This window comes from uncultured Agitococcus sp., assembly GCF_937920075.1.
GTDB lineage: Bacteria > Pseudomonadota > Gammaproteobacteria > Pseudomonadales > Moraxellaceae > Agitococcus.
In genome coordinates, this window is record NZ_CALETI010000032.1 from 1 (window position 1) to 10,306 (window position 10,306).

The 10,306-nt window shown below is 43.7% G+C and carries 7 protein-coding genes and 1 pseudogene; all 8 read left to right on the top strand.

The window, feature by feature from the left end; translation table 11 throughout:
- A pseudogene (locus Q0212_RS00920) lies at positions 1-706 on the top strand (terpene utilization protein AtuA); the annotation flags it as partial.
- Between the two features lie 165 nt (positions 707-871).
- Positions 872-1,741 (top strand): SDR family oxidoreductase, encoded by an 870-nt coding sequence (locus tag Q0212_RS00925; protein WP_297920829.1) that lies wholly within the window; start codon positions 872-874, stop codon positions 1,739-1,741.
- A gap of 111 nt (positions 1,742-1,852) precedes the next feature.
- Positions 1,853-3,460, top strand: coding sequence for an acyl-CoA carboxylase subunit beta (locus tag Q0212_RS00930; RefSeq protein WP_297920832.1), 1,608 nt, complete (start codon positions 1,853-1,855; stop codon positions 3,458-3,460).
- A gap of 131 nt (positions 3,461-3,591) precedes the next feature.
- Complete coding sequence (locus tag Q0212_RS00935) at positions 3,592-4,755, top strand: acyl-CoA dehydrogenase family protein (RefSeq protein WP_297920836.1); 1,164 nt, start codon at positions 3,592-3,594, stop codon at positions 4,753-4,755.
- A gap of 204 nt (positions 4,756-4,959) precedes the next feature.
- Positions 4,960-5,760 carry an enoyl-CoA hydratase-related protein gene (locus Q0212_RS00940; protein ID WP_297920839.1) on the top strand — a complete coding sequence of 267 codons (801 nt, stop codon included), beginning with the start codon at positions 4,960-4,962 and terminating at the stop codon, positions 5,758-5,760.
- Positions 5,761-5,772: 12 nt separating this feature from the next.
- Entirely contained in the window at positions 5,773-7,728 is a 1,956-nt protein-coding gene (locus Q0212_RS00945; protein ID WP_297920847.1) for an acetyl/propionyl/methylcrotonyl-CoA carboxylase subunit alpha, read from the top strand.
- Positions 7,729-7,838: 110 nt separating this feature from the next.
- Positions 7,839-8,657, top strand: coding sequence for an NAD(P)-dependent oxidoreductase (locus tag Q0212_RS00950; RefSeq protein ID WP_297920841.1), 819 nt, complete (start codon positions 7,839-7,841; stop codon positions 8,655-8,657).
- Between the two features lie 477 nt (positions 8,658-9,134).
- The coding region (locus Q0212_RS00955; protein ID WP_297920844.1) for an AMP-binding protein at positions 9,135-10,306 on the top strand (1,172 nt) is incomplete at its 3' end.

A 10,306-nucleotide genomic window follows, 5' to 3' on the forward strand; every position in this document is an offset into this window, starting at 1 on the left:
GTGTGCTCTTCCGATCTTTGTTGGCAGTGAACAGGCATATGGTGCAAATGCACGGCCAGAAGCCAAACAATGCCGCGAAATTACTGTGCGCATGGTGGCTCGTTATCCTGTTCAAGAAGGTTTATTGTTTTTGGCCAGTGAAATTGCCCAAGCCTCAACAGGCATGGCACCCGGTTTAGCAGGTATTATGGGTGGTCGTCCAAAGCCCTCTCCAGTGATTAGATTATTTTCTTGCCTCGTTCCAAAAACTTCTGTGCCTATTAGTTTAGATATTAGCAATGAGCGTATTGCGGTTGCTGTCCCCACCGAAGGTGGTTTTGTCCCTGCTGAGCGTTTAGCCAGTGGCGAAGTGGCTGATAACAGCCAAGTCACGCATAAAGTGCCTTTAGTGCAATTAGCGTGGGCGCGTAGTGGTGATAAAGGGGACTCATCAAATATTGGTGTAATTGCCCGTAAGCCCGAATATTTACCGTGGATTCGTGCCAGCTTAACCGAAGAAGCAGTTGCCGCTTATTGTCAACATTGGTTAGAAACTCGTAGTGAAGTAATTCGTTATGAATTACCTAGCTTAAATGCCCTGAATTTTATGCTGACCTATGCCTTGGGCGGCGGTGGCATTGCCAGTCCACGTTTAGACCCACAAGGCAAAGCTCATGCCCAACAACTGTTGGCTATGCCTGTCAAAATTCCTGTAGAAGTTCTTTAACTAGACATGATTTTCCCTTCGACTCCGCTCAGGGAACGCTCTTCGTTGGCTGAGCGAAGTCGAAGCCTAAAAATTGTAGCCTGTATGTAGCATAGCGAAATACAGGTTATCCAATATGCAATTACTCCCGTGTTAGCACACGGGCTACACAATGTAAGGTTTTTTATGCCCTATCAATCAATTTTTCGTGAAGATGCGTTTGCCGATAAAGTCATTATTGTCACGGGTGGTGGTTCGGGAATTGGTCGTTGTACTGCCCATGAATTAGCCGCTTTAGGTGCACAAGTCGTTATTACTGGCCGCAAAATTGAAAAACTGGCTCAGGTTGAAGATGAAATTATTCAAGATGGCGGTTTAGTACGTTCAATGGTGTGTGATATTCGCCAAGAAGAACAAGTTAAAGAAGTCGTTGCGACGGTACTCAAAGAGTTTGGTCGTATTGATGGCTTAGTCAATAACGCAGGCGGTCAATTTCCATCGGCCTTAGCCAGTATTTCCACCAATGGTTTTGATGCAGTGGTTAAAAACAATTTACACGGTACGTTTTTAATGATGCGTGAAGTCTATAACCAATGGATGGCGCAACACGGTGGCAGCATTGTCAATATGTGTGCCGATATGTGGGGTGGTATGCCAGGTATGGGGCATTCGGGTGCAGCACGTGCAGGGGTTGATAATTTGACTAAAACTGCTGCGATTGAATGGGCAGTCAGTGGTGTGCGTGTTAATGCCATTGCACCCGGTTGGATTATGTCTTCTGGTATGGATTCTTATAAAGGGGATTTTGCCAAATTTGTCATTCCTACGTTGGCCAGCAAAGTGCCGTTAAAACGTATGGGTACAGAATCAGAAGTGTCTAGTGTCACCTGCTTTTTATTGTCCGAAGCGGCCGCTTTTGTCTCTGGAATCACGGTGCGTATTGATGGTGCAGCCTCTTTAGGTACGCCAATTTATCCTTTGGCTGACCACGAAAACTCTGAGCCTTATAACGGTTTCCATCGGGCATTTATTCCTGATGTATTAAAGAAGCAATAAATCTTCACCTCACCCCTGCCCTCTCCTCAAGGAGAGGGAGAATCATCGCTAAGTTTCCTCTCTCTGTGGGAGATGGTTAGGGTGAGGGTAACTAAAGGAGCATAACTGATTATGCCTATTATTGAATTAGAAATTGATCGCAATGGTGCTGATTATCAAGCCAATTGCCAAGCCATGCTCAAACAAATTGACGAAGTGGCAGCGATTAAACAAAAAGTTTTAGAACGTTCTTTACAAGAAAAGCCCAAATTTACTAAGCGTGGCAAAATGTTGCCTCATGAACGTGTACAACACCTATTAGATGCAGGTTCGCCATTTGTTGAGTTGTGTGGTTTAGCAGGCTATATGCTCGATGATGATAAAGATGGCACCGAAGCTGGCGGCAATATGATTGCAGGCATTGGTGTGATTAATGGTGTGCGTTGTTTGGTGGGTGCAAGTAACTCTGCCATCAAAGGCGGCACGATCTCGCCCAGTGGTTTGCGTAAAAGCTTACGTTTGCAACAAATTGCCCGTCAAAACAAATTACCAATGGTCACGTTGGCCGAAAGTGGTGGTGCAAACCTCAATCATGCTGCCGATATTTTTGTTGAAGGTGCGCGTTCTTTTGCTAACCAAGCCCGTTTATCAGCAATGGGTATTCCGCAAATTACCGTTGTCCATGGTAATGCGACGGCTGGTGGTGCTTATCAACCGGGTTTATCCGATTATATGGTGGTGGTGCGTGGCAAAACCGAAATGTTTTTGGCAGGCCCTCCTCTATTAAAAGCGGCAACAGGTGAAGTGGCGACAGAAGAAGATTTGGGCGGTGCTGCAATGCACGCTCAAGTTGCAGGAACGGCGGAATATTTAGCCGAAAACGATGCTGATGGCATTCGCCAAGCACGTGATATTGTCTCGATGTTAGGTTGGGACAAAGCACAACTGAATCATGATGCACCAGAGCCACGTTATCCGATTGATGACATTTTAGGCATTATTCCTTGTGATTTACGCAAGCCTTATGATGTACGTCAGGTTATTGCCTGTTTAGTCGATGACTCTAACTTTTTAGACTTTAAAACCGAATTTGATAATCAAACGATTTGTGGTTGGGCCAATATCGGTAACATCACTATTGGCATCATTGGCAATAATGGCCCAATCACTCCCCAAGGTGCGGTCAAAGCCAGCCAATTTATTCAGCTTTGTGACCAAACCAATCGCCCATTATTGTTTTTACACAATACAACAGGCTTTATGGTAGGTACAGAATCTGAGCAGAATGGCGTGATTAAGCATGGCTCAAAAATGATTCAAGCCGTGGCCAATACCCGTGTACCAAAGCTATCAATTGTGATTGGTGGCTCTTATGGTGCAGGTAACTATGCCATGTGTGGCCGTGGTTTAGACCCTCATTTTATTTTTGCATGGCCAAACTCGAAAACAGCGGTGATGGGTGGCGCACAAGCAGGCAAAGTATTAAGAATTGTCACTGAAGCCAAACAACAAAAAATGGGCATTACCCCTGATGAAAATGTGCTTAATTTCTTAGAAATGAGTACTGCTGCCAAATTAGAGTCGCAATCTACTGCTTTGTTTAATACTGCAAAACTGTTTGATGACGGGGTGATTGACCCACGAGACACCCGCAAACTTCTCGTTTTCTTATTACAAACCATTAAAGAAGCAGAACAACGCCAGTTAAGCACCAATACTTATGGCGTGGCAAGATTTTAACCACCACATGAACTCTCCTCCTGAAAAGTAGGAGAGTGTAGCCTGTATGCAGCGTAGCGGAATACAGGAAAACAAAGAGATACTCCCGTGTTGCGTTGCACTTCACACGGGCTACAGATGAGGACAGCAAGATGAAATTTACTCCAGAACATGACGCTTTACGCCGCACCACCAAACAATTTGTTGATAGTCAAATCAATCCTTTTGTCGATGAATGGGAAGAAGCAGGTATTTTCCCAGCCCATGAGTTATTTAGAAAAATGGCTGAATTGGGTTTATTGGGTGTGTGTAAGCCTGAAGAAAACGGCGGTATGGGTTTAGACTACTCTTACAACATGGTCGTTACCGAAGAATTAGGCAAAATTAATTGTGGTGGTGTACCGATGGCAATTGGGGTACAAACCGATATGGCCACACCTGCCCTTGCCCGTTTTGGTTCTAAAGAATTACGTGATGAGTTTTTAACTCCTGCTATTGCAGGCGAATATGTTGCCTCGATTGCTGTGTCTGAACCTCATGCTGGTTCTGATGTGGCAGCCATTAAAACCACCGCACGCAAAGATGGTGATGATTACATCATCAATGGTACAAAAATGTGGATTACCAACTCCACACAAGCAGACTTTTTGTGTTTGTTAGCCAATACCAGTGATGATAAACCTCACGTTAACAAGTCCTTAATTGTCGTACCAACTAAAGCTGCTGGCGTGTCATTCTCCAAAAAGTTGAATAAATTAGGCATGCGTTCTTCTGATACTGCTCAAATTTTCTTAGACAACGTGCGTGTGCCACAACGTTATGTGATTGGTGCTGAAGGCATGGGCTTTATGATGCAAATGATGCAGTTCCAAGAAGAACGTTTATACGGTGCGGCCAATGCGGTGGGTGGTTTGGAAAGCTGTATCGACAAAACCATTGCCTATTGCCGTGAGCGCACCACGTTCGGTCAACCTTTAATTGATAATCAATCCATTCACTTCCGTTTAGCTGAATTACGCACTGAAGTGGAATGTTTACGCGCACTCACCTACCAAGCTTGTGAACAACACATTAGTGGTCAAGATGTCACTTTATTAGCATCCATGGCTAAATTAAAAGCAGGCCGTTTAATGCGCGAAGTCACTGATAGCTGCTTACAGTATTGGGGTGGTCAAGGCTTTATGTGGGAAAACCCCGTTGCTCGCGCTTACCGTGACGGTCGTTTAGTGTCTATTGGTGGTGGAGCTGACGAAATTATGCTTGGCATTATTTGTAAATTAACCAATACCTTACCAAGCAAAAAGAAGAAAGCTTAATTGTGCAACTCGTAGGATGGGTCGTTGACCCATCACAACATACAAGTAGGACTTACGCATTTCACCGAAATTAGCGCGTTTTGCGAGCATAAAATCGTTAAAAAAGATTTAAATGTGAGCAAATAAGCGATAACCACGTAAGTCCTAAAAAGATGGGTTTCGTACCTCAACCCATCCTACGCCGTTACCATTTAGGAAAAAACTATGACATTACCTATCACCCAAACTTTATTAGTCACTGAAGATAAAGGCATTTTACATATCACCCTAAATCGCCCAGAAAGCCGTAACTCCATGAGTTTGCAAATGGTGCAAGAGTTACAAGCCCTATTTACATGGGGTGCAGAAAATCATATTCGCGCTGTGGTCTTACGCGGTGCAGGTGGACATTTTTGTGCGGGTGGTGATATTCGTGACATGATGACCATTCGTCAACAAGCTGTTGAAAATCCTCATGCTTATCAAATTTTTAATCGCACCTTTGGTCATTTATTGACGCAAGTCAATAGTGCGCCATTCTTAGTCATCACGGTCATTGAAGGTGCAGTATTAGGTGGTGGTTTTGGTTTAACCTGTGTTAGTGATGTTGCCTTAGCCAAAGCCGATGCACAATTTGGTATGCCCGAAACCCGTTTAGGCATTATTCCTGCTCAAATTGCGCCCTTTATTGTTCAACGTTTGGGCTTAACCCAAGCACGACGTTTGGCGTTATTGGGCATGCGTATCAATGGTCAACAAGCCCAAGCGATGGGTTTGGTGCATGAAGTCTATGCCGATAATGACAGCTTAGAAACCGCCCTTGCTCGTACTATTAATGATTTACGTCAGTGTGCACCCAATGCCACACAAGTGACCAAAGCCTTATTACACCAAGTTGGCGAACAGCCTTTAAATCAAGTATTAGACGATGCCGCAGAAGCCTTTGCTTGTGCCATTCAAAGTGCCGAAGGTATGGAAGGTGGCATGGCTTTTGTGCAAAAACGTGCTGCTAGCTGGGTGCAATAGAGAGAAAACATGATGTCTTTTACCAAAGTATTAATTGCTAACCGTGGCGAAATTGCTTGCCGCGTGATTAGAACCGCCAAACAACTCGGCTATCACACGGTTGCCGTTTACTCGGATGCCGATTGCAACGCCCCTCACACCCAATTAGCTGATGAAGCAATTCATATTGGCGAATCGAACGTCTCTGCATCTTATTTATCTATAGACAAAATTATTGCGGCCGCCAAAACAACAGGGGCAGATGCGATTCACCCTGGTTATGGCTTTTTGTCTGAAAATGAAGACTTTGCTGCCGCTTGTGCCAATAACCAAATTACCTTTATTGGCCCACCTGCTAATGCTATTTATGCGATGGGCAGCAAGCGTCAAGCCAAAATCATGATGCTCAAAGCGGGTGTACCTTGTGTACCGGGTTATGAAGGCGACAATCAAGATGAGCAATTTTTAGCCGCACAAGCCGAAAAAATTGGCTTACCCGTGATGATTAAAGCCTCCGCAGGGGGTGGTGGTCGTGGGATGCGCTGTGTTACCCAAGCCAGTGAATTATTGGCCTCGATTCGTACTGCTCGCTCTGAGGCACAAAATGCCTTTGGTAGTGGTGAGTTAATTTTAGAAAAAGCGGTTATCAACCCACGCCATGTTGAAATACAAGTGTTTGCGGACCAACATGGCAACTGTGTGTATTTGGGTGAACGCGATTGTTCGATTCAACGCCGCCACCAAAAAGTGGTTGAAGAAGCCCCTTGTCCTGTCATGACACCAGAATTACGTCAAGCGATGGGCGAAGCTGCTGTTGCTGCTGCCAAAGCGGTGAATTATGTGGGTGCAGGTACGGTTGAGTTTTTATTAGATAATCAAGGCGAGTTTTATTTCTTAGAAATGAATACCCGCTTACAGGTTGAACATCCTGTCACCGAATTGATTACAGGCCAAGATTTAGTCGCTTGGCAATTACGTGTTGCCGCTGGTGAACCTTTACCGCTTCGCCAAGAACAAATTCAACTCAATGGCCATGCCATTGAAGTGCGTTTGTATGCCGAAGACCCACAATTTAACTACTTGCCACAAACAGGCAAAATCTTACGCTGGCAAGCGGCAACAGGCGCACAAGTACGGATTGATGATGGTGTGCAAACAGGTGGTGAAGTCAGTCCCTTTTATGACCCAATGATTGCCAAAGTGATTGCATGGGGAGCAACACGCCAAGAAGCCGCACGCGTATTGGCTAAAGCAGTTGAAGACAGCGTGTTATTGGGTTTAAGTAACAACAAAGCCTATTTAGCCCAATTATTACGTCATCCTGCTTTTATTGCTGGCGACACCCATACGGGCTTTTTAACGCAACATGAAGCGGATTTAACCACCCTACGCCCTTATCAACCTCAAGCTTTAGATTTTGCCTTAGCTGGTTTAGTGTTGGCGCTCAATAGCACGCCTAATCAACGTCTACAAACGGCGACTTTACCTGCTAAATTTTTGTTATTAACCATTGGTGAACAAAAACAACATGTGCAAGTCACTGCCCCACTGCATAGCCAACAGCCTTGGTTATTGCAAGTGAATGAGCAAACTTTTGCGATTGATATTTATCAAAATAACAACGGCTTATTGCGTTATGTCATCAACGGTCATCGTCGCCAACTCAACTATGCCTTAGCCAACAACAGCGTTTATTTAGATGCAGGGCAAGGTCAACTTGTAGCTCGTGATGACACCCACAGCCCACCACAAACCGCTGATGCGGCAAGTCAAAATAAAATCCTAGCACCAATGGATGGTTTGTTAGTCAACATCTTAGCAAAAGTTGGCGACACCGTGAGTGCAGGTCAAACTCTGTTGTTACTCGAAGCGATGAAAATTGAACATCCACTCAAAGCGCCGTGTGCTGGGGTGGTCAAAGAAATTTTAGTCCACGAAAAACAACAGGTGAAAAAACGTCAATTGTTGTTGGTGATTGAACCGAGTTAATTTTCGATAAGTCCCCTCCCCCTAAATTAGGTGGAGGCTGGGAGGTGGTAAGACCCCACCCTAACCCTCACCTTATTAAAGGGAGGGAATCAAACTGTTTGGAGAATCCTATGTCTTTAAAAAATCAAACCGTCTTTATTACGGGTGCTAGCCGTGGTATTGGTCGCGCCATTGCCTTACGTTGTGCCCGTGAAGGTGCTAATGTGGTAATTGCTGCCAAATCAAACGAGCCACATCCAAAACTGGGTGGTAGCATTCATAGTGTAGCTGATGAAGTGATTGCTGCTGGTGGCCAAGCCTTAGCTATTTTGCTGGATGTTCGTGATGAAGCTGCTGTGCAACAAGCCATGCAACAAGCCGCAGAACATTTTGGTGGCATTGATATTTTAATTAACAATGCAGGCGCCATCGCCCTGACCAATGTTGAAAACACTCCCTTAAAAAAATATGATTTAATTCAATCCATCAATCATCGTGCGGTGTTTGTTTGTAGCCAAGCGGCTTTGCCCTATCTAAAAAAATCCAGCAATGGCCATATTTTGAGTTTATCGCCACCCATTAACCTCAATCCAAAATGGTTAACGGTGTTTGCACCTTATACCTTATCCAAATATGGCATGACTTTATTATCGATTGGCATGGCACAAGAATTTAAAGACTATGGCATTTGTGTCAACACTTTGTGGCCAGAAACCTATATTGCCACAGCCGCCGTCACTAACAATATTGCCAATGATGAAGCCGTCGATATTTGCCGTAAACCTGACATTATGGCAGATGCCGCGTTTGCCATTATTAGTCACCGCGAAACAGGCCAACATTATTTAGATGAAGGGGTATTACGTGGTTATGGCGTCACTGATTTTGATCATTATGCCTGCAATCCTGCAACCAAAGATCAAATTCAACGTGATTTCTTTTTAGACTAAAAATACAAGGCTGCTTCGCTCAAAAAACGTTTTTATGTTAGTTGAGCGAAGCCTTTTGATACGTTTATTCTGATTATGGTTATTGCCAGTTATTTTAGGCCATTTTCTTGGTTTTTTTAGGCAGCAACAAATAAACTTTTTATAAAAATTCCCTAGAAACACAGTCAAGTCTTGCAAGCAAACAAAGTTGCGGTTAAGTTAAGCGCGTTTTAATAAACAGAGACGACTAACCGATAAGATTTAGGTCCTTTTAATGTTGAATGGAACGAAGAAATGACCTTTTTAGGCTTAGACAATGACTGCTGATTTGTGTGCGCTAACACCATTCTCATGGTTCTCACGCAAAAAATGCTCATTTTTATCTTTTTATAAGTCTTAAAAAGGGATTCGTATTATGAATTGCCACAATAATACGTTTAAGTTCTCACCTAAATCTCGTTTTTATTTGCGTATCAACCGCCAGAGGATTTCCACTTTATGAGCACACAAGACATCATCAAACCCATTGACGTATTACGCAAAGCACCTGCTGTGATTAAAAAGTTGCCAAAGATGGCCTACGGTTTAGCATTAGGCTCAAGCACCAACCCCACTAAAGTGGGTGGATTAGGTTGGGCTTTAGAAAAAGCCACCAAAGCAAACCCTTATGGCAGTGCTGTTTTATATAAAGATACTCAATTAAATTACTTACAATTCAACCAATGGGTTAACCGTATTGCCCATTACTTTTTAGCCCAAGGCCTAAAAAAGGGTGATGTTGTTACGGTATTTATTGAAAATCGTCCAGAATTATTAGCCACTGTTTTAGGCTTAGCCAAAATTGGTGTAACTTGCGCCCTCGTTAACACTTCACAAACAGGTAAAGTTTTAACCCATAGCATTAACTTAGTTAAACCTAAAATGGCTGTGATTGGTGATGAGTTAGTTGGCTCTTTTAATGATGTACGTAAAGAGTTAACTTTAGGTGCAGATAAAGTCTATTGGCTCGCTGATCAAGACACCTTAAAAGAAGTAGGTACTGCACCAAAAGGCTTTAAAAACTTAGCCACCGAAATTCAAAACTCACCAAGCTACAACCCACCAACCACCAACCAAGTGTATTACAGCGACGGCTTGTTCTATATCTATACTTCAGGCACAACAGGTATGCCTAAAGCAGCGATTTTCAGCCACGGTCGTTGGATGAAAGCGTATGGTATCTTTGGTTCAGTCATGGACTTAAACCATAAAGACATCATTTATGTCACCTTGCCATTTTATCATGCTACCGCAATGGCCGTTTGTTTTGGTGCGGCACTTTATGGTGGTGCAGGTGTTGCCATGCGTCGCAAATTCTCTGCTCGTGAATTCTGGGATGATATCCGCAAATACAACGCTTCTGCCATTGGTTATGTGGGCGAATTATGCCGCTACTTAATGGAAGTTCCAGCCAAACCAGAAGACAAAGCGCATCGTGTGCGTAAAATGGTTGGTAATGGTATGCGCGCCAACATTTGGGGCCCATTTAAAAACCGTTTTGGTGTTGAAGAAGTTTACGAATTATACGGCTCTTCCGAAGGCAACATTGGCTTTAACAACATTTTCAACTTTGACAATACCGTTGGTTTCTGTCCGTTACCCTACTCTATTGTTAAATACGACAAAGAAAA